General features: G+C 40.9%; 18 protein-coding genes and 1 pseudogene. 6 read left to right on the forward strand and 13 right to left on the reverse strand.

The window, feature by feature from the left end:
- Window positions 1–217: 217 nt before the first annotated feature.
- Together MHH46_RS19775 and MHH46_RS19780 are read right to left on the reverse strand one after the other, a co-directional pair.
- Window positions 218–466, reverse strand: a pseudogene (locus MHH46_RS19775) (hypothetical protein); the annotation flags it as partial.
- Entirely contained in the window at window positions 444–836 is a 393-nt protein-coding gene (locus MHH46_RS19780) for a hypothetical protein (protein ID WP_081387783.1), read from the reverse strand. The gene MHH46_RS19780 and the pseudogene MHH46_RS19775, both read right to left, overlap by 23 nt.
- Between MHH46_RS19780 and MHH46_RS19785 the strand changes: the two genes are divergently transcribed.
- Complete coding sequence (locus tag MHH46_RS19785) at window positions 808–1,509, forward strand: response regulator transcription factor (RefSeq protein WP_076127196.1); 702 nt, start codon at window positions 808–810, stop codon at window positions 1,507–1,509. The genes MHH46_RS19780 and MHH46_RS19785 overlap by 29 nt on opposite strands.
- Before the next feature lie 6 nt (window positions 1,510–1,515).
- A complete protein-coding gene (locus tag MHH46_RS19790; RefSeq protein WP_076190765.1) occupies window positions 1,516–2,907 on the forward strand; it encodes a sensor histidine kinase KdpD in 1,392 nt (463 codons plus the stop codon).
- An 81-nt stretch (window positions 2,908–2,988) separates the two neighbouring features.
- Here the strand turns inward: MHH46_RS19790 and MHH46_RS19795 are convergent, their stop codons facing one another.
- The 4 genes from MHH46_RS19795 to MHH46_RS19810 form a co-directional block, all read right to left on the reverse strand.
- Window positions 2,989–3,342 carry a YxeA family protein gene (locus tag MHH46_RS19795; RefSeq protein ID WP_036688737.1) on the reverse strand — a complete coding sequence of 118 codons (354 nt, stop codon included), beginning with the start codon at window positions 3,340–3,342 and terminating at the stop codon, window positions 2,989–2,991.
- A 5-nt stretch (window positions 3,343–3,347) separates the two neighbouring features.
- Window positions 3,348–5,267 carry an ABC transporter permease gene (locus tag MHH46_RS19800; protein WP_076190763.1) on the reverse strand — a complete coding sequence of 640 codons (1,920 nt, stop codon included), beginning with the start codon at window positions 5,265–5,267 and terminating at the stop codon, window positions 3,348–3,350.
- Window positions 5,254–6,021, reverse strand: a complete 768-nt coding sequence (locus MHH46_RS19805; RefSeq protein WP_076190760.1) for an ABC transporter ATP-binding protein — start codon at window positions 6,019–6,021, stop codon at window positions 5,254–5,256. The genes MHH46_RS19800 and MHH46_RS19805 overlap by 14 nt, the downstream gene beginning before the upstream one ends.
- A 153-nt stretch (window positions 6,022–6,174) precedes the next feature.
- Window positions 6,175–7,323, reverse strand: a complete 1,149-nt coding sequence (locus tag MHH46_RS19810; RefSeq protein ID WP_076190757.1) for a VanZ family protein — start codon at window positions 7,321–7,323, stop codon at window positions 6,175–6,177.
- A gap of 184 nt (window positions 7,324–7,507) precedes the next feature.
- Between MHH46_RS19810 and MHH46_RS19815 the strand changes: the two genes are divergently transcribed.
- A complete protein-coding gene (locus MHH46_RS19815) occupies window positions 7,508–8,554 on the forward strand; it encodes a DUF418 domain-containing protein (protein WP_076190754.1) in 1,047 nt (348 codons plus the stop codon).
- Window positions 8,555–8,685: 131 nt separating this feature from the next.
- On the opposite strand, the gene MHH46_RS19820 is transcribed toward MHH46_RS19815, so the two are convergent.
- The 4 genes from MHH46_RS19820 to MHH46_RS19835 form a co-directional block, all read right to left on the reverse strand.
- Window positions 8,686–10,317, reverse strand: coding sequence for an alkaline phosphatase (locus MHH46_RS19820; protein WP_076127207.1), 1,632 nt, complete (start codon window positions 10,315–10,317; stop codon window positions 8,686–8,688).
- 172 nt (window positions 10,318–10,489) lie between these two features.
- On the reverse strand, window positions 10,490–10,864 hold the full coding sequence (locus MHH46_RS19825; RefSeq protein WP_076182861.1) for a hypothetical protein: 375 nt from the start codon (window positions 10,862–10,864) through the stop codon (window positions 10,490–10,492).
- A 529-nt stretch (window positions 10,865–11,393) separates the two neighbouring features.
- Window positions 11,394–13,982 carry a metallophosphoesterase gene (locus MHH46_RS19830; protein ID WP_076190749.1) on the reverse strand — a complete coding sequence of 863 codons (2,589 nt, stop codon included), beginning with the start codon at window positions 13,980–13,982 and terminating at the stop codon, window positions 11,394–11,396.
- Between the two features lie 88 nt (window positions 13,983–14,070).
- The gene (locus MHH46_RS19835) at window positions 14,071–14,943 is read right to left on the reverse strand and encodes a chitosanase (protein ID WP_076127377.1); all 873 of its coding nucleotides are present in this window, start codon (window positions 14,941–14,943) and stop codon (window positions 14,071–14,073) included.
- 271 nt (window positions 14,944–15,214) lie between these two features.
- On the opposite strand from MHH46_RS19835, the gene MHH46_RS19840 reads away from it, so the two are divergent.
- A complete protein-coding gene (locus MHH46_RS19840; protein ID WP_076190747.1) occupies window positions 15,215–16,054 on the forward strand; it encodes an AraC family transcriptional regulator in 840 nt (279 codons plus the stop codon).
- 20 nt (window positions 16,055–16,074) lie between these two features.
- Here MHH46_RS19840 and MHH46_RS19845 read toward each other — a convergent pair whose 3' ends face one another.
- From MHH46_RS19845 to MHH46_RS19855, 3 genes are all read right to left on the reverse strand, one after another.
- On the reverse strand, window positions 16,075–16,725 hold the full coding sequence (locus MHH46_RS19845; RefSeq protein WP_175618995.1) for a polysaccharide deacetylase family protein: 651 nt from the start codon (window positions 16,723–16,725) through the stop codon (window positions 16,075–16,077).
- A gap of 78 nt (window positions 16,726–16,803) precedes the next feature.
- Window positions 16,804–17,409, reverse strand: coding sequence for a YkoP family protein (locus MHH46_RS19850; RefSeq protein WP_339281159.1), 606 nt, complete (start codon window positions 17,407–17,409; stop codon window positions 16,804–16,806).
- A 289-nt stretch (window positions 17,410–17,698) separates the two neighbouring features.
- A complete protein-coding gene (locus MHH46_RS19855) occupies window positions 17,699–18,967 on the reverse strand; it encodes a hypothetical protein (RefSeq protein ID WP_076190744.1) in 1,269 nt (422 codons plus the stop codon).
- Window positions 18,968–19,022: 55 nt separating this feature from the next.
- Here MHH46_RS19855 and MHH46_RS19860 point away from each other — a divergent pair, with 55 nt between their 5' ends.
- Entirely contained in the window at window positions 19,023–19,193 is a 171-nt protein-coding gene (locus MHH46_RS19860; protein ID WP_175619925.1) for a hypothetical protein, read from the forward strand.
- Between the two features lie 41 nt (window positions 19,194–19,234).
- Window positions 19,235–19,708 (forward strand): hypothetical protein, encoded by a 474-nt coding sequence (locus MHH46_RS19865; RefSeq protein WP_076190742.1) that lies wholly within the window; start codon window positions 19,235–19,237, stop codon window positions 19,706–19,708.
- Window positions 19,709–19,758 lie beyond the last annotated feature (50 nt).

The raw sequence follows: 19,758 nt of genomic DNA on the forward strand, positions 1-19,758 counted from the left end.
ATCTATTAAAATCATCCTACTCTTAGGACATCTGGTGACTTTACGTTGATTATAGCGTAATAAAGTTGTAAGGTATAGTCGATAATTATATACTTTCTGATATGGTGAAACAAGGGACCACAAAGGTCCCCGAAGATTCTTTCTATTGTTCTCAGCATACGTAATACGCATGTATTTTTAAATTTCACTGCCGTCTAAATATGACTCAATTTGTCAACTACATCCTGTGATGTAGCACCGTACTTGAACCATTTAATTTGCTAGCAAGCTGCTTTAATGTAGTCAAGAACACCGGCATGGCCGCTACACTTAGTAATAATAGTGCAATGATTAATACGAATGCTACCTGTATAAGTGTCGTTACCCGAAGGAATCAACGCGGCGCAGGTGATCCAACATCCCCTTCAAGCTCGTTATACCGCATCATCAGGAATATGCTGTAATCAACGCCCAGGGCTGCAATCAAGCCATCTAATGGCATTCCAAAAGCTGTCTGCAAGTTCTTCTTCGAGCTCAAGCGAATACAGTAACTCACCTTCTTCCATCATTTTAGCGAACATCTTCAAAGGGCCATATACAGTGCAGATCAATGCCATGGAAGGCAGGGGGCGTAACAAGTTCTCCTCCTTACCGGATTTGACTATATCTAGAATGAATTTTAATAAATGACCGAATATTGCTTTGCTATGTTCGTCTAAGTAATATCCATCTTCATGCAAGTCTTTCTTTTGCGATTTTTTTGCGCAAGAAATAAAGAGTTCTTTATAATGTAATAATGTACATAAAGACGGATTTGGAGGGAAATAAATGGCAAGTCGTAAATGGGTATTAATCATAGACGATGAAGATGATTTAGCGCGTCTGATGAAGGCTGTTTTACATAAAGAAGGTGTTCCAGACGTTGTAACTGCCGGGACCGTTGCAGAGGGTTGGGACAAGTTCCAGGAGTATAATCCTGAGCTTATATTGCTAGATATTATGCTCCCAGATGGAGAAGGATATGACTTATGCAGAAAAATTCGGGAAACATCAAATGCACCCATCTTATTTATGTCTGCAAAAGACGAGGAAATTAATAAGCTGTTAGGACTGGCGATAGGTGGCGATGATTATATTACTAAACCGTTCAGTCCGAAAGAAGTCGCTTATCGGGTAAAGGCACAACTGAGAAGAGCTGGCTTTACAGAAGAAAAAAAAGCTCCGAAAAGCTTACAAGCTGGCCCCTTTGAGCTTAGTGCCAATGAGACAGAATTAAAAAAGAATGGCGAGGTCCTCGTGCTAACCGCCAAAGAAGTCGGTTTAATGAGCTGTTTTATGCATCATCCCAATCAGATTCTAAGCAAAGAAACCTTGTTTGGACAGGCGTGGGGTGAGGACTTTTTTGGTTCCGATAATACAGTGATGGTACATATTCGGCGCTTACGCGAAAAAATTGAGGCCGACCCTTCAAATCCTTCCTTTATTTTGACGGTTAAAGGGTTAGGTTATAAATTAAATACCAAGGAGTGAGACTAGTTGAAATGGAAATTGACACTCCGCTTTTTAAGATCGGTTATGACTATTGTTGTGATCGTTGGTATTGTAAACGCGATTTTGTTCCTTTCCTTATTCGTTATAAAGGTAAATAATAATAACTTTGGCACTGAAGAAGCATCTGCAGAAACCTTTAGCCGGACCTTTTCACAATACGTAGAATTACAGGCCGGCAAACCTGTTGTGAATGAAGAAGGTCTCAAAAAACTACAAGAAATGAGTGCCTGGGTACAATTCTTGAATGACCAAGGGGAGCAAGCAGCTGCCTTTTATACCCCTGAAGAATTGAAAACAGAGTATTCTCCTATTGAAATTGTACAAATGTATAAATATAAAGAATTAGATGCACGCACGACGGTTTTTGTCAGCGAAGCCCAAAATTTCAGTTACTTTTTAGGGATTAATAATCCAAAAATAGGCCGGTACGTAATGACCTATGACTACGCTAAAATTTTCAAAGATGTTAATGTTTTTCTTTTCATTTTTTTAATCGTTGATGTGCTTATTGTAATCCTCATTGGATTTCTATTTGGGAAAAAGTTAACTGCACCCCTTCATACATTAATAGAGGGTATTCAACAGCTCAGGGAACGACGTTTTAAGAAAATGCCTACTCCCAAAGGTGTTTATGAAGATGTTTTTCGTAATATGAATGAACTATCTGAAAAGCTCGATCGACATGAAGAGGAACGTAAACGTCTCGATCAAATGCGTGAGGAATGGATTAGCAATGTTTCACATGACATGAAGACACCACTTGCTTCTATTCAAGGTTATGCAGAATTTATTAACGACAGTGCCACAGATTTAACAGCCCAAGAATTACAGGAATACACGTCAATTATCAAGAGTAAATCGATGTATATGAAAGATCTGTTAGATGACCTCAATTTAACGACACGTTTGCGTAATCACCAGCTATCCCTGCAATTTGAAGAGGTGAATCTCGTTCAGTTTCTACGAGAAATGACGATTGAACTTTTAAATGACCCGACCTTTGGTGAACGGAAGATAGAGTTTGAGGCAAATGTGGTTAAAGCTGTACATAAAGTAGATAAAAAATTACTAAAACGAGCGATCCTTAACTTGATCTACAACGCGCTGGTGCATAACGATGAAAATGTTGTGGTGAAGATTCGAGTGGAAACCATTAGTCCGCATACCCAAATTACAATTTCTGATAATGGCCAGGGTATTCCAGCTAAAGATCTGGAACAGGTTTTCGAACGCTACTATCGGGGTACAAACACAACGAGCAAGCATGGAACTGGGTTAGGAATGGCCATCGCCAGAGATATTATTTGGGCTCATGAGGGGAAACTCGATTTGACGAGCGATGAAAATACCGGTACCACCATTACTATACTTTTATAATACAAATGACTTACCTACTCATTAGCAGAGAAAAGGGCTGTGCTCCATTACCTTTATTGGAGACAGCCCTTCTTCAATTTATTAGTTTTTTATTGCTTTTAGCGGAATATCCTCTACCTTCACTTCATCATATGAGGAGACTTGATCACCTTTTTTTACATACATTTTTAAGTAGGCGCCTTTACGAAGATTTTTTTGTGCATTAAATTCCAGTGGAATTGTATTACCTTTGGCATTTGTAGCTTCTAGTGTATAGGAATAGGAAGTCATCACTGTACCATCACTCAGTTTATATTCATGGGGTTCCCCATCCTCTGTAATTTGTAAATAGTAATTTTCGGCATTCATGCGATTGAAATCAATCTTTGCTAGAGCAAAGACACCTACAACCCCAATAACAAACAAAATACCCATAGTAATTAGAAATTTTTTCATCTCAATCATCCTTCTGTTCTATTATTTAGTGTGATAATACGATTGTATGAAGCTATGGTTAAGAAATAATACAACCCATAAATTATGGTATAAGCAATCATCCAGAGCAACACTGGCTTTGCTAAATCTATCATCAGTAGACTAGAGAATGCTTTTAAAGCCACTACACTATGCAATAACCCTACTATAAGCGGTACAACAAAGATAACGAATACCTGTGACGCAATGGATTTCCGCATTTCTTTTGCACTGACACCCATTTTATGCAGCATATTGTACTGTGCTTTATCTTCTTCTGCCTCAGTTAAAACTTTAAAGTAAATGATACTGCCTGTTGCAGCCAGAAATACGAGTCCAAGGAAACTTCCTATAAAAAGTAGAGAACCCACACTTTCCAAGCTTGTTTGGAAATCTTGAGGCCTGCTTGAAAATAGCGCTTCTTCAGGTAATTGGTTTGCAATTTTTGCAGATAAATCCACAGAGGCATCCTCTACCCCAAGAACACGATAGCGTAGCACTTCCCCATCATTTTGCAACACTTTATACTGGTCATCCGAGACTACCACGGTTATACCTGCTGTACCTACATTCAATACGCTTTGCGTTTTAAAGCTTTGGAATGTGAGAGGATGGCCGTTTCCTGTTGTTATAGTTTTTCCTGTATATATAGGTGAGAACCTTTTGTCATATCCGATATCTAAAATAACCGCGTAGCCGTCCTTTACATCTAATTTTTCTTTATGTTGTAAACTTGCTAATTGGTTGTATGTTTTTTCATCGATAACTGTATATCCTCTTTTATCAGAGCTATCGAATGTTGATGGCGAGTTTAACTCTTTCGTATGAAACGTAATGGATAGTGCTTCAATATTTTTATCGTATTTTGTATCTGATACTACAGCACTCACTTGCTTGTCCATTTCTGCATCTGTGGATTGATACATAAAGGTATTCGGATTAATCGTTTTCGCCGAGTCATTCGTATTGTAATAAAGGCCATAGACCGCTCCACCGGCAGTTACTGTCGTAGCACTCAACACGGCAATCACAGTTAATGTACGTGCGTTCCCACGAATACGATAGAGCAGCTGCGAAATAGTAATGACATGAAGGCCTTTCCAAAGCCACCTTTCATTTTTCTTAATCATTGCTAACACAAAGCCAGTCACACTGTGGAACAATAAAAATGTACCCAAAATAACCGTTGTTAAAATAATTAATACAGTCAAGGGCAATCCAATTTTTTCCCATACCTTAGAAGTGAAAAGGTCCTGCATTGCAAGCCAATAGCCCAAGACAATGAGTAACACTCCAAGAACAGCTACTATCATAGATGGTTTAGGCGCCACTTCTCCCTTTTTGGAAGCATGAAATAAATCAATCAACTTAAATTGATAAATCAAGCGATAGCCTTGAAACGATGTTACTAAGAATATAACTAGAAATACGATAACCGTGTTCATCGCTGCCGCCGCTGAAAATGTAAAGGGTGCTACAACGTCATAACCCATTAAATGAATTAAAATCGTCATAAATCCTTTTGAACATAGGAACCCAAGTACAATTCCTACTACTAAAGAGAATAATCCTAACAATAAATTTTCGAAAAAGAGCATAAAGCCTATTTGACGATTACGTACCCCCAGCAACGCATACAGTGCGACTTCTTTTTTACGTTTTTTCATAAAAAATGAATTGGAATAAGCTATAAATATGAACACGAAAAAGATAAGAATGACTGCCGCTCCACTCATTAGGGAACCCAGTTTTTGGGATGAAGCCGTCTGTTCAGCTATCGTATCACTATATTTTAAGGTCACAAATGTAAAGTAAATGATGATACTAAACACCATCGATGCGATGTATAAAAAATATTGCGAGAAGTTTCTGGCTATATTTTTTCTTGCTAGACTAAATAACGTCATCTACCTCACCCCCAATGGCCGCATGAACATCTAAGATCTCTTGGAAGAAGGCTTTGCGTGTCTGATCACGACGATAGATTTCTGTTGAAAATGAACCATCCTTGATGAAAATGATCCGGCGGCAGAAGCTTGCGGCAAAGGCATCATGGGTCACCATCATAATGGTCGAATTGTTATTTTCATTTAAAGTACTTAAGCTTTCCAATAAATCTGTTGCTGATTTGGAGTCAAGTGCACCTGTTGGTTCATCAGCCAAAATCAGTGCTGGCTCTGTCACGAGCGCTCTAGCCGCAGCGGTTCTTTGCTTTTGACCCCCAGAGATTTGGTAAGGATATTTCCCCAGTAAATCTTCAATCCCAAATACTTTAGAGATCTGAGTCACAAGGTGATTAATTTTCTTCGCTGGAATTTTAGCAATCGCCAGGGGAAGCAATATGTTCTCCTTTACCGTCAAGGAATCGAGTAAATTGTAATCTTGAAAGATGAACCCGAGATGTTCACGCCGGAAGTCTGACAAAGCTGCTTCCTTCAGATCATGAATACTCATGTTCTTCATATATATCTTTCCTTCTGTTGGAGAATCTATGGTTGCTAACAAATTTAGCAAGGTTGATTTTCCCGCTCCGGAAGGTCCCATAATCCCTACAAACTCACCTTCATGAATGTCAAAAGACACGTTTTCCAACGCTGTGTAAGCAGCACTTAACTTCCCGTACACTTTTTTTACGTTTTCTACTTTTAATAATGGTTCCATTCATTTCACCTCATAATTTGCTGATACTTATACTATAGGCACCGAACCTTACAGCAAATTCATGCCAACCTTACAACAAGCTTAAATCTACAAAAAAAAGATACCCTGTAGCCATTTAAGACTACGGAGTATCCCTTTGCTATTGAATAGCATTCATTTTTTTCTGGTTGTATATAAATCAGAAGCTTCATCAAAGTAAAAGCGGCGTTTTTGTTTGCCAAACACGACTAATATAACATGAACGAACAATACGATCGTTAAAATGAGAGAGGTCAATCCAGCACCTAGCGTTAAGAATATAGATGCCTTATAAAATGGAGAATCCATTGATATTTCCACATTATTCAACGTTTTCGCAATGACTGTTATGAAGTACATCGCGTAAATGGCACCAAAGCGTTTAAATAATCGCTTGTTCGTTTCCACTCGACTTATTTTACTGTCATAGCGATAACGCATTATTTTCGTACCGATTGTCGATCCATTCCAAATCATCGGAATAATAAAAAAGGTTACAGAAAGTGTAATGGTGCTTGCAATAAATTCACTAACCATATTAACGTTGGTCATACTCAACACAACTTTAACTACTAGGTTGCTGATAAATAGATCAATAATAACAGCCAGTAACACAGACATCCCTCTTACTTCATCAAGCGCTAATAATCTTTCCGCTTTCTCCTTAATTTTCTTTTTTGACGGGAATAACGCCAACACAGCTGGAGCAATAAAGAACCCCAGTACACCGCCAGTAGTATTTAACAATAAATCATCCACATCAAAAATACGATAAGGGCAATTATAAATCCCGTAAATGCCGGTTACCTGTGTTATCTCATAAAATAAAGTTAATAAGAACGTGAAGCCTAGAGCTTTCTTCCAATATTTCTTATCATGAAAAAAGTATCGCAGATAAACACCAAAAGGTAATAATAGCAAGAAATTAAAAAACGCTTGATAGAATGAGGGTTGGCTAAATAATAGCCTATAAGTTGCAGGCTGTGATAACACGATGCCACTATTCCCAAAGGTGCCCACTATAAATTGAAATGGCATAAGTGAATAATGTTGTGTACCCGGTTTTTGAAGAGAACAAGTGTTACGTATTTCCGGCAACGGCAACAATACTAAAAATAACGCTGCTAGAAAGTAAAAGATAAACGAAAACGAAATTAACGTGGTAGAAAAGGGAAGGTAATTATATTTTCTATAGGTATAAATGAGCCATGGGATAAAAAAGGCAAATGCTAAAACGACAAAAAAGATCGCTGCCACAAAGATCGGTTGAGTATATGCTGACATTTCTAGTTCACACCCCAAAATGATTTAGTATTCATATTAACCATAAAACTGATTCTAATTCAACTGGAGTTGGAACATTTTATCAAATTTAAGGATCCTGTAATGTTGGCATCAATTTAATGTAAGGTTCGCAACTTATACTGACTCCTAGGCAAATAAAAATATTTTCAAAGGAGCACTATTAATGAATCCCTCCATTTCGCAAAAAGAAAGAATCATTTCACTCGACATCATTCGCGGACTTGCTCTTTTTGGCATTCTGCTTATAAATGTTGGAGCCTTTAAAGTTATTATGGAAGGAGATCCCTTACCAGACTATAGTGGCATTAATGGAATCATCCATAGCTTGATAATCATCTTCGTACAAAAAAAGTTCTTTTCTATTTTTTCATTCCTATTTGGTGTAGGTCTATACATTTTCGCCTCAAGAGCCGAAAGCCGGGGAGATAAACCCAGATGGCGTATGGCTAGACGTTTACTAATCCTTTTGCTGCTGGGAATCATTCATGTATTTATCTTTTGGGGAACCATTCTGCCCGCATACGCCATTATCGGATTGTTTCTGATCCCTTTTTATCACACAACGGTTTCTACACTTAAAAAGTGGCTTATGGGTATGACATCCATTTACATCATTTCCTTAGTGGTAAAAATATTCCTGCCTTCTCAAGGGGCAATCTCATCTATTCTTGATATTTTTTCTAATGACGCTATACAAATCTTTATTATGTTTTTAGCTGGTTTTTTAACCGCAAAGTTAGGTTGGCTGACACATATACAAGAATTAACAAGACCCATTAGATGGATTCAAATGGTATCATTTCTGTTGTTCATTGGTTTTTCACTATGGATTTGGAACGCTTCTCAAAATGGGAACAGCAATGTAGATTCAGTTACGGGCTTAGGATCTCTCCCAACCACTTTGTTCTACTTAACAACATTATTTCTACTATTAGAAAATAAACAAATGGTGAAATTCCTGAAACCCATATCACGGGTGGGTCAAATGGCGTTTACAAATTATGTAGCACAAAGCATTATAGGGACGGCAATCATTTCAATGATAGGTCTCGAAGTCGTTTCACCAAAAGATATTCTCTACATCGCAGTTCTGATTTATATGATTCAAATCATTTTTAGCACCATTTGGTTCAAGTTTTTTTCCATGGGCCCTTTAGAAAAGGTTTGGCGCTTGATGACCTATGGAACAAAGCCTGCAATCAAACGATAAAAGCTTCGCTTTCCTCGCCTCAATTCAAGTCGAAATTTCTTATCTAAACCCAAAACCCCCTTTTAAAAAGGGGGTTTTGGGTTTAAGCGCTTTAACTTTTAGGCGACAGATCACAACATGAACTTTAAGAATTAGAGAATTAAGTCCAACGCATCCTGCGAAATCCACACTTTATCTTTAATCATTACTGTCAGCACATTTAGTTTCGTTGTTTTGCCATCCTGAATGGCGATATTTTTATCTATAGGCAGCTTGAGAACTTGGCCTGCTTTTTTCACTACAACCACCGGATTAGTCTTATCGGTCTTATCTAGGGTAATCGTAGCTCCTTTGGCCTTGAATTTATCACTGGATACGTACAGTGTATCCTGAAGCTGCGCCAGATTGAGTCCGGTTACTTCTTGAATATACTTATTCACATCCGTATTCTGGATTACACCGCTGTTCATGAAATCGGTCGGTTTAAAATTAGCCGGATGGTAGGCGAACAATCCAACTTCTTCCGATGTGTGATCATCCGTAGAGAAGGTTACTCCTATTTTATCCCCCAAAATTTTACCGATGACTGGCGAAAGGTTGTCCTGCATTCCCAATCTGACTTGATCCGCTTCTTCTTTGGTTAGATCACTAAGTCCATAATTATCCGCAAGGACCTTTTTGAAATTGCTCTCATTAATACTGCCTTCAATGTAATAACTGGTGTGCTTCGCTTTCTTCAGCACGGAGATTAGGTCTTTGGTAGAATCATAGTTCGTCATATTGAGCCCGCCGGTAGCATGATCCGAAACCGATAAGACTGCTGTATTCCCGTCTTTTTCTGCAAAATCAACAGCGGCTTTGAAGGCTTTATCAAACGCTAAGGTTTCACTCATAATCCCCACTGGATCGTTATCATGACCATACCAGTCAATCTGGCTTGCTTCGACCATCAGAATAAAACCATTCTCGTTCTGTGACAACTTCTCTATCGCTACATTGGTCATTTCGGCAAGGCTCGGTTGCTTTTGCGGGTTCAGGTCAAAATCAGCATCCAGTGCTTCGGGGTTGAATAGTCCCCAGATTTTATTCGTTTTAGAATTCATTAAACCTGCTTTATCCGTTACGTATTCATACCCATTTGATTTCAGGATTTTGGTTAAATCTTCTCCGTCCTTGCGGTTAATGTCTTCTTTGCCGGGTACCAAATACCCGGAACCGCCCCCAAGTAGTACATCTACACCACTATAGACCATCTGTTCTGCAATAGACTGCGCATTGTCACGCGTGTATGCATGACTTAAAAATGTAGCTGGTGTCGCATCCGTTAATTCACAAGTGAATACTGTTCCTGTACTTTTCCCTGCCATTCTCGCTGCATCCATAAGGGTAGGCAGAGGTTTGTTCATGTCCTCTGGTTTAACTGCGCTTACGAAAGGCATCGTTATTCGGTCTGGAAGTATGGATACCGTCTCACTCTTAACCTTATGGCCTGTGGCATAAGCCGTAGCTCCCGCAGCGGAATCTGTGGTCAGTGAATCCGTAGAATAGGTTCTCACCAGCCCGCTGAAATACTTATCCATCGCAAGCGCCTGACCTCCCTGATACCATCTGGCCAAGTTCACATCGGATAAGCTCATCCCATCCGTAATAAACAGGATTACGTTTTTGACCGATTTGTTGGTAGGAGCATCAGAGTTATTGGCGTAGGATGTTCCGTTGCCTGCTGCAAGCAGACTGCAAACCATAACTGTACTGCAAATTGTCCCGATAACCTTTTTGCGCATTTGAATCCTCCTCTAGCAGATTTTGTTAAGTACGTTACTAGTTTAAAGGAGGATTGTTTGCGGGAGCAGCACCTATTCTCTTATTTTATATTAAATTCTATGCATATTTTGTCTTGACCTGTGCTACTGATATTTGTAAAAAAGGGGCGCCCTAGGGGCACCCTTTGCATTATTATTGTCTTATTACGAGGACATCTCGAGGCGCTCTACCCGTGCTTTGAATTTGGGAAATTTCGGAGCTTGTAAGGATACGGCCTACCAATATCAACGAAGATGTGACATTGTTAAAGTTAAAATTATTCAAGTTCGCTACGTTTTGGCTGCCACGGAATACACGGAACGATCCCTGAAAGTTAATTCGCGAAAATAGTACAAGCGTTACTTGAGAGCTCTGCACAACATTTCTGAGACGGAAACTCGAGAGAACGTTGTTAAACCGAAACGCTCCAAGATCACGAACCGCAACTCCTCCACGTCTGAATCGAATCCGGCGATTGGTAAAATTAGTACCCGACCAAAGAGTAAGACGTATATCACTGTTAGCCAACTAAATCAACTCCTTCTCTGAGATTGATATAGTCTATTACTAACTTCAAAGAACGGTACAAGACAAATACAGTTGTACAAATGATTGTTTTTCAGATTTCCCTACGGTGGTATTATCCAAATCACCGGGTCGAGCCTCGGATAGGTTAGCAGTCGAAGTGATTTTCCAGTTATATTCATCTAACTATTAGACACTTTCTTATACGTTAGGAGCGAATATGAAAAAAATAACTCAAACATTCGGGTATTTAGGTAGTACAATGTTGGCTGCAGCTTTACTGTCATGGATCTGCGTATTTTTGATTCACGGCTTACCTGGGGTCTATATATGGATGGCACTTAAATTTATCATCCCAATTCTAGGTTTCGTAGGACCCACCCCAAACCCTCTTGCCGATTCTGCTCATGATCTGGTAAAAAGTGAAGCTATCTTTTGGAGGAGTTACCCTAGGAGGAATGGACAGCTTCAACAACTATGAAAAAAAGGCGTTAACGGATGCCTAAGCCCCGTCAACGCCTCCTCTATCCATTCATTGCATTCCTGCCTCTGCTGGAAGCGAATTATTTCTTGTCCCCACTGCTTTAATCACGAAATTGTAGGCTTTAGCAGAATCTATGCCGTTTAATGTATAACTGTAACTCGTCTGACCGCTTACCGTCGGCACATACACGCTCCAATTTGTGCTGACTTTATCATTTTTCTCGTAAATCCGGTAACCTCGCACAGGCTCAGAGCTATTTGCTGGCGCTTTCCACGAAAGAACTGCACGGTTCCCTGACTGTCTTACTGCGCTTGGATTTTCTACAATGCCGGGTTTGACGTCAGTCCGTTTAATACTGTAAGCATCATAGACGGCAAGAGGTTTATCTTTAACAGCTGTGTAGGATGTGAATTTCAGCACGTCGCTTGTAATGGAAACACCCACGAACATTTTCTTATTGGGCTGGTCGTTTTTTGCTGCAAAAAAAGTGTCTGCATCTGGATTAATGGCATAAAATTTCGAAGCGGCCGAGTTGCCCATCAGATACACGGTCCCTTTAGGATTCAGCACATTTCCTTGCTCATCGGTAATGACATTCTTAATCGGAACGTTGTTCAGCATTTGAAAAGACCTCATATACATATGGTCATGTCCCTCAAACACCATATCCACACCCAGCTCATCAAATACAGGAATTAGATATTTCCGGTAAAATTCTACCCGGTCGCTTTCTGCCGAAGCATTATCCCCTGAAGAATACGCTCCCTTATGCATCGAGACGAATTTCCACTTCTTGTCGGTCTTTGCCACTTGATTCCGCATCCATTCCAATTGCTTCGTGAATTGAATATCCGCTTTATACGGCTTAACCTCCCCTTCGTACTGGGAATTGATCTGCATAAACAGGGCATCGCCGTATTCGAAAGCATATACCGACCCGTCATGAGCGCCCGTCCCGACATCTTTTGGAAGATTAAAATGGTTATAGAAGTTGTTATTCGGATAATCCTCTATCTCATGGTTGCCGATAATCGGTGCAAATGGCACATTGGCAAATTCTTTTTTCGGCACACCTAAGAACCACTGCCACAGCTGCTCCAGATCACCGTCATCCGTTAGATCCCCTGTAAGAAGAACAAACTTGGGATCTACCGTTTTCTCAATAGCTCTCTTAAAAGTATCCTGCCACAGATCGAAATTCGATTTACTTGAGCCTTGGGTGTCGGTTACATAGAGGAAATGGAAATCCTGATTATCCGCCTTGTCCGTGGTAAAAGAACCCCCCTCGCTCCAGCCGTCCGCATCACCGTTACCGGCCCGGTAGATATACTTAGTTCCAGGCTTAAGACCGCTTGCAATAACCTTGTGGCTAGCGAACTTTTTATACTTTTTGGAGCTTCTGTCTCCTGATGTCATTAAGGTTTCAATAACTGTTACGCTGCCCTCATAAGAAGCTGCCAGTTGTTCCGGGAACTCGCTTCCTCCCGCATTGGCGGCCTCCACTACTTGCACTACTGTACCTCTGACGGTTTCGGCTGTATACCAGTCAAAGGCAATACTTGTCTTCGGGTCTCCATTAAAAGTCATGTTCAGAAGCGTTGGTGTTTTGATGCCGGTATCCGGAGACTTCGTCTTAAAGCTCCAGGTAATATCGTTCTCAGGTGTCCGGCCATCCGTAGTCCCCTTAACAAGCTCTTTAGGGACGGTCACGTTGTAAGTTTTGCCGGCAGTGAAAGTAGGGTGGCTGACTTTGACTGTGTCTTGACCGAGGAGTGAAGCAGAAATGTTGGTAAGAGGAAGATTGTTTTCTGTGATTACAACTTGATAACTACTGTCGAGACTGATGGCTTTGTTAAACTTCACGGTGATCTCTGCGTTAAGGGGAACATCTGCAGCCCCTGAAGCGGGAGTTTTGCTTACCTCAAGTGTGGGAGTGTTCCCAGGTTCGCCGCTGCTGCGTGTTCCTTTAATTATCACATCTTTGATTCTGCTTGAGCCTGAGCTGGACACCGTTCCCCCGCTTACGCTTTTCGCAGAGTTTACCACCCAGCGGATATAGAGTACATCTTGATTGTTTGTTCCGGCAGGCAAAGCGAGGTTAGTTAATTTGCAGGAATTATTGGAACAATTAAAATTGTTCTGGGCTAGAACAAGGTTGCCGCCCGTAACATCTATCCATTCCTGTTGATCTATACTGTATTGCACCTTAAAATCCCTGGGTCCTGTACTTGAAGAGGTTTGCTGTGAAGAGAGGAAGATCCCTTCGAAGCCTTGGGTAGAAAGCGTGGCAAGCCAGTATTTTAGGCCCGTTCCTTCATGCCAGCCCTGGTTGCGTACGCTGTTCTCACTTGACTCATAGGTGTACGCATCCGTATTAGTTCCTACATCACGAATGGATGGAGACGTCTGATATACCCCGCCTGTAGCCGGAAATACACCGTTTTCGCCTTTGTCTTTAAAAATCCACTGGGCAATCGTTTCCTGAACTGCAGTTGCTTCATTTACAAGGTCTTCCTCAATTTCTTCCCTTCCTGCTGAGACAAAACCAGTCAACTCCATGGCAAGCAGCAAACCTATAACCATTAGACTGATTACCTTGTAAAATCTATTTTTGAGATAAGATTGGTTGTTATCCATTCAGCCCATCTCCCTCTTCCTTAATCTCACTTATCATCGAACCGCCGTCTCCGAGAAGAACGGCGGTTCTGCTACCCTTACCTTCCTGTTATTGGAGTTCCCAGTCAGTGACTTGAAGGATTGCCGAATCTGCACCCTTCAGGTCTGTCTCTCCCATGTTCAGCAAATTGCTCCACTGCTTCACACGGTTCTTGCCGTTAGGCGGAGAGTTGTACTCATTAGTATCCACAATCTTGGTCCGTTCTTTATAAAATTTGGTCATAAAAGTCTTCTCATCCGTGCTGCTTCCGGATTTACCCAAAAGCCCTTGAAGGGTCTCGGAGCCGCCGGTAGCTCCATGGTTCAGCGCTGCATCCACGAAGGAACCAATAGTTAATGCCGAGTTAAAGCCGCGTTTGCGGGCCTGCTCCACACTGTATTTAATATAGATATTGTAGAACGTTTTCCACATAGCCTCTCTCCACTCGGGATCATTTTGCAAATTGCCGATTTTTCTGCAGAAGCTCTCTTCGCTTTCATTGATCTCGAGGATCTTCCCTTTCATCGAACCCTTAACACCGATCCGGGCCAATGCGCCTTTAACCGAAGGATTACTCGCGCCTTTGGCAGCGTCATATGCCTTGAACAGATCCGGACCGTCGGGACCGGTATCATTTGAGCCGCCTGTAGTCGCACCGAATATTCCAATCGTATACCCGCGGTCATCATCAATATCTTCACAATATCCGTAAAAATTGATCCAGTTCAGATCGTCCTGCTCCGGTTTGTTGACAAGCATCATAATATTGTTCCACTGCTCACCATCCAGACCTGTGTTGTCACGCAAGAATTGAAGTGTTGCCGGTGAGAAATTAGAATCAGGGTTCCCTGCCGCATAACTTTTCTGTTGAGATGTTTTGGACAGACAGCCATAAGAAAAAATCATTGAAAAACTGAGCAGAATCATCAATGAAAATTTCATCTTCTTGGAAACCTTACTCTTCGTTGAATTTAGCACCGCAATCTCTCCTTTAATTGAATAGTTTAAGCGCTTTAACTTTTAGTGGCAGTGAACCTTATCCCTAACCTATCTGAGCATGACAGCCCTCCTTTTTCCAACACTTGGTAATTCAATTTAAGCTTATCTCAAAAACTTTGTCCAAACAGCACGTATTTTCTTGTAAATATTAATTTTTATACATATGTTGCTACAAACCATAGATTAAGTCTACAATCCTCTTAGGAGGTGCTGAATGAAACCGGTATTTTATGAGTCTACTCTTTTTGACATCAGCCGCAAGAAACAGGTATACACCAGCATGCCTTCAAGACACTATCATGATGCATATGAGATTCTGTATTTAATATCCGGGGATTTTTATTATTTTATAGGGGACAGAACTTACCAGGTTGCGGGCGGAACACTGCTATTTATGGATATTCACGAAATGCACAAACTGGTCAATTCCGGCTGCAATATGTATGAACGGGTTACACTCCTGTTTAAAAAAGAATTCCTGCAGCATTTCTGCACCGGCAGTCAATGTGAGGAACTGCTCGAATTGTTCAAAAGTGATTACCGCGCTTTGAAGATGACCGGGATGGATCAATATTTCATCGAACAGCTTTTTCAGAAAATGATCCAGGAGGGGAAGAAGCAAGCCCGCGGATATGAACAGTACCAACAAATATTATTGGTGGAGCTGCTTCTCTATCTTAATCGTAAACTATTTGACAGCCGCGTAGCTTCATTTGTAGAATCCAATCGTACACATAAGAAAGTCCTGGACATCGTTAATTATGTAAATCAACATTATATGGAACCGCTTAAGCTCTGTGAGATTTCACGGCAATTCGAAATAAGCTCTTCCTACCTTTGCCGTACTTTTAAAGAATCCACCGGGTTCAGCTTCATTGAATATATCAATAACATCCGCATTAAAAAAGCGCGTGATTTGCTGGTTGGCTCTTCTTTTAATGTTACTGAAATTGCGGGAATGGTTGGGTTCGATAACACTTCCCACTTTGGACGAACCTTCAAATTAATAATGGGCATCTCGCCGCTCTGCTTCCGCAAACAATTTAAGTCTTAATAACAAATCACTGGAATACGTCAAGACATTTCATCAAGCCTAACAAATTGCAAGTTTCTTGCCTGTAGTTGGTTTAGCACTTCTTCTAAAGCTTGCAGCATAAAATAAGGAGCATGCCGGTCCGCGCCCGCAGTCTCTCCGCTGTCGTGAAGTAAAACAACGGAGCCATCGGTGATTCCACCTAATAAAATGGCCTGCATCCGGGTTTGACAGGCCCGGATGTTCCAGTCACTCGCCTTCAGCGACCATAGAACAATTCGATACTGCTTGTGCCGAAAGAAATCAAATAGATTGATTAATCCCCAGGGTGGACGGTAATGATTGGGTCTGATTCCGACAATAGACTCTATAATATCAGCGGAGCGTTCCAGATGTTCTCGCCTAATTGTACTGGGCAGCATCAGCCAATTAGAGGTATGGCAGTAATTATGGATGCCTATCTGATGGCCTTCCCGATCCATCCTTCTGATCAGATCTGGATACTGCTCCGCTCGCGATCCAAGCACGAAAAAAGTAGCCTTCACTTGATGTAACTTCAATAAATCCAGCAATTCCGGCGTATATTTCGGATGTGGCCCATCATCAAAAGTGAATGCCACCTGTTTTTCTACCGTTCCTTTGCGAAAAACACCAAAGCCGCTCACTCGCGTAATCAAACTTGGAATAAACATGTAAAGAGTAGCGGCACATAGTATTCCTCCTATCAGATATGTAAGTATGATTACACCTCCTTATAACAAGCATAAGACCTATCCAGAGTAGTTCTGTCCGGGTGAAAATCGATTTTTCAGTGAGGCGCGTGAATGGATCAGTAACATCGGGACCAGTTGCTCTGTTCGCCGATTGATTCTTTGTCTCCCTTCAGGATGCATGGCAGACAGCAGCAATCGAAGATAGATGGTGGTGATGCGTTCGAAAACGCCGGACTTTATATTTTGTTGTTCAAAACCAAGACCGTGCGTTAATCCCCGATGGAGCAGTGTAATCCCCAATAAAGCCTTGACCTGCCTGAACTCCGACTGCGATTCGAACGCTTCATTGATTTGCTGCATTGATTTGCGCAGCATGCGAGCCGTTTGCAGTGCGGCACGATCCGATCCTTCGGACCGGATCAACTTCAGGATTCTTTCATTGTCGAGGTGGAGTTCTCCCACCCACTCTCCCTGGTTGATGACCGTGGCGTCTTGGCATACAATAGGCTGTCCCCGGTGCTTTTTTAGCATCACGGTACATATACCAAAGCGTGACTTATGTGATCCGCGAAAATGTGAAAGCAACGCAAAAGCTTTTTCCCACATCATCCAGACGGACTGCACCGTGTTTTTACGTATTTTGAAACCCAACTTTTTCACCATCCTTAAAACGGTTATTGTCTCTCATTTCATCCATTGTACCTAACGAAACTTTCTTTTTTCCTAACGTCTACTTCTATTTGACGCTATTCACCGGAATTTCTCTGCGTGTAAATCTAAATTTTTGGCATCTAGTTAAAAAAACTTTCTGACCTAAAAAAAGGACAAAATTTAGTAGGTCTTAAATTAGACAACTTCTGCAAGAAAATCCAACTACATAAAGAAAAACCCATGTCTCTTGGACATGAGTTTCGGATGTTATCTTTTTGACTAAATCAATCTGGTTTCACTATCATTCCAAACTACCCCACTCTACCACATCTCCGCTGGTGGCCTTCACGGCATAATCACAATCCAGCTTTCCGCACAGCACATACCTCTTCTGCCCAGGATCATACACATATACGGGTGTTAATTCGAACCATCCCTTGAGCTTGTCATAAGCTTCGTCATGGCTCACAGCAATTTTCCCTTCACTCTTGAATTCATCAAACGTATCGAGCATTAGCTTGTTATCCATATAATTTATAACCTTATAATTGTTCGTATCGATGAACAGAAGGAGCTTACGCTGAAACATACGATTACTTGACACATTCTTCCTCAATGTCGCTTGAATATGTCCTCTTTCCCGATGTAAAGTCTTCAATATCCATTGTCCGGATTCTTCCGGATAGAGCTGGCTTAAACCAATTTCGACTGCGGTTATACATTGGGCTTGTTCTATGTCTGTGATTGAAAATGAATCTGGATGCGGCTCACGTGCTATTGCCTGTTCGATTGTAACCACTTCTTGCAGACGGATCTCCGTCCTTGCGAACTGTTTCGTGTCCGCTTGCTCCCACTGCATTACTTGATCAATATTCATTCGTGCTCTCGTTCCTGATATCATCTCAAATAGAATTGTGGTTGTTCCATCATTTGTAATGTAGATTTCTTCTATCCCATAGATCGGCAGGAGATGCTTCATCTCGTACACTGGATATTCTATAAGCTGTAGTTGGTTTTTAGCCAGTGGCTCTACCGCTTGAAGCGTGAGAAAATAATCCTCTTTTTGCACAAGGGAGCTGGAAGGAAACTGGCCATAGACACTATAAAAAATAATTCTACCTTCCGCATCGAAGCGTAACTCCATTCGCCCGCCGGGAGAGATGGGTATACCGTCTATACATTCAGCAAAATGATATTCTCCTCTTTCTTCCTTCACTAAGTAGAATTGTTTACCATATTCAAGCCCTACTTCAGCTTCCATCCACTGAATAACGCCGTTTAATTCAATGTTTTGGAACGGTGTTCGATTTGCATAAGATTTCCCTCCAACAAAAATAACACTTTTATAGTTATTGGATAGCAAGTCAAGCGTAATGACTGCAGTTCCTTCCGGATTATAATCTTCCTTCCATTCCTTAATGTGAGAAGGAAACCATTCCATACTAAGCAAATAGCCGGTTTCTCCCAGCATCGTAACTTCACGATAAATTTCATTTGTATGTAAATAGTAGTTGTCCAGTCCATAGGTTTGCTGTGTAGCATTAACTAGTTCTTTGATTCGGAAATCCATATCAGTGCACCCCACAAAATTGATACCTATATCATATCATTACTTAGCAATGATTATGAAGCGCAGCGAATCATATCTCCTACATATTCTACGATCTTATGTAACGGGTTTTGCTGGTGTTCAGAAAATGATCAGTAGCTTGGGGTTTAATAATGCAGAGTGTATCAATCGATTGGACAAGTCAGGAAAATTCACCCTGCTGACTCAGACCTTGCCAGAATACTAAACGTGTATAGTGAACACATATTTTAATGGAGGTATATCATCATGATTGACATCATCGACGGAAATGCGGCATTAATACATTTTTTTCCACTTCCGGCGCATCTTTATTCTAAGAATATTGCTTGTATTGTTGCTGTGGCGCATGCAGAAGAACGGGGTCCAAATTTAACAGGCCTCATAAATGCTCTATACTCGAAGGGATATACAGATCTTGAACATCTATTAGATTCCACATGGAAAAAACTATACCAAGTTCCGAGGTTGGGCCAGCAAAGACTGGTGCTTCTACTTAGTTTACTAGAACGAATTTCTGCAGATCCCAAGACTATAGAAACCTATACAACTGTCCCTCATGTTACCATCCACAGTAAAAAGGAAATGAAAGAATTAACTTTAAAGAGGATCATTAAGAAGTATAACGAAACATCTGTAGAGGTATTAACTGAAGACACCGAAAAAGAAGCTCGTTTAAAGAAAATTAAAGATAGACTCCGAGAAATGGGGATGATCGTATAACAAAACCCCGTCAGTATAGTGAAGTGCACCCCTTAGAATAGACATTGGAC

The sequence above is a fragment of the Paenibacillus sp. FSL H8-0175 genome, assembly GCF_045040615.1.
GTDB lineage: Bacteria > Bacillota > Bacilli > Paenibacillales > Paenibacillaceae > Paenibacillus_AQ > Paenibacillus_AQ odorifer.